Genomic DNA, 944 nt, shown 5'->3' with positions numbered 1-944 from the left:
ATAATAGCTTTACTAATATGTCCTTTGCTTTCTATTTCGTTATTAGGGCAGCAAACTTTAAAGAAATTTTTTCTTTCTTCATTAAGTGTAAATCTAATTGTTCTCGCAGAATTTTTTTTGGCTAGAAAGAAAACATGGTTGTATTTTTATCAAAGTCTTCATTCCAAAGTTCTAGGAGAGATGCCCATTGTTTTTGGCCCATTTCTAGTAGGAACTATGTGGATTTTTAAGTTATCTTATGGGAATTTTAAGAAATTCATGGTTATTAACTTTACTCTTGATGCATTCTTTGTATATGTACTAATGAGTTGGTTTAAAAGAATTGGGTACGGTTCGATGGTACGCCTAAAAAGGTATCACTTTTTAATGATTTTCACGACGAAGGCAGCCTTTTTATATGGTCTTCAGAAATTTATTTCCAATAAAAAAAGAGTATCTTCTTCATTAAGGTGATTTTTTCTAGTTAGGAGAATCTAAGATAAAAAAGATTGGAATTCAGATATGAAAAAATTTGAAGAAATTGAACATCATTATGATCAATTAAAAATCCTGTGGCTTAATTATTGGAAAGAGGAAGTAGTATTTACTTACCAATGGTGGATAATGGTTTTAATTTTAATTCTTCCTTTTTTTCTATGGTGGATGTTGGTAGATAAAAGGAGAATAATCGAAATAAGCCTAGTTGGACTATTCACGTCTGGAATTGCTTTTATACTAGATCAAGTGGGTACATCACTGCGTTACTGGATTTATCCGTATACTCTGACATATTTAGAAAGAGATTTATGGTTACCTGCTAACTTTTCTGTGATCCCCTTCTTTTATATGATGATTTATCAATGGTTCCCTAAATGGCCGAAGTATATATTAGCCATCATAGTTTTTGCTTTTTTCGCTTCTTTTGTAGGGGAAAGTATCTTTAAATGGTTAGGGATATATAAAGT

General features: G+C 30.9%; 2 protein-coding genes. Both read left to right on the top strand.

Annotated features, from left to right (window positions below; genetic code table 11):
- The coding region (locus tag RB298_RS29040) for a hypothetical protein (RefSeq protein ID WP_486049807.1) at positions 1 to 453 on the top strand (453 nt) is incomplete at its 5' end.
- Between the two features lie 48 nt (positions 454 to 501).
- On the top strand, positions 502 to 944 hold a 443-nt coding region (locus tag RB298_RS29035), incomplete at its 3' end, for a CBO0543 family protein (protein WP_486049806.1).

This window comes from Priestia sp. BR_2 (genome assembly GCF_041954005.1).
Classification (GTDB): domain Bacteria; phylum Bacillota; class Bacilli; order Paenibacillales; family Paenibacillaceae; genus Paenibacillus_AQ; species Paenibacillus_AQ lautus_A.
This window is presented reverse-complemented; position numbering and strand designations above follow the sequence as displayed.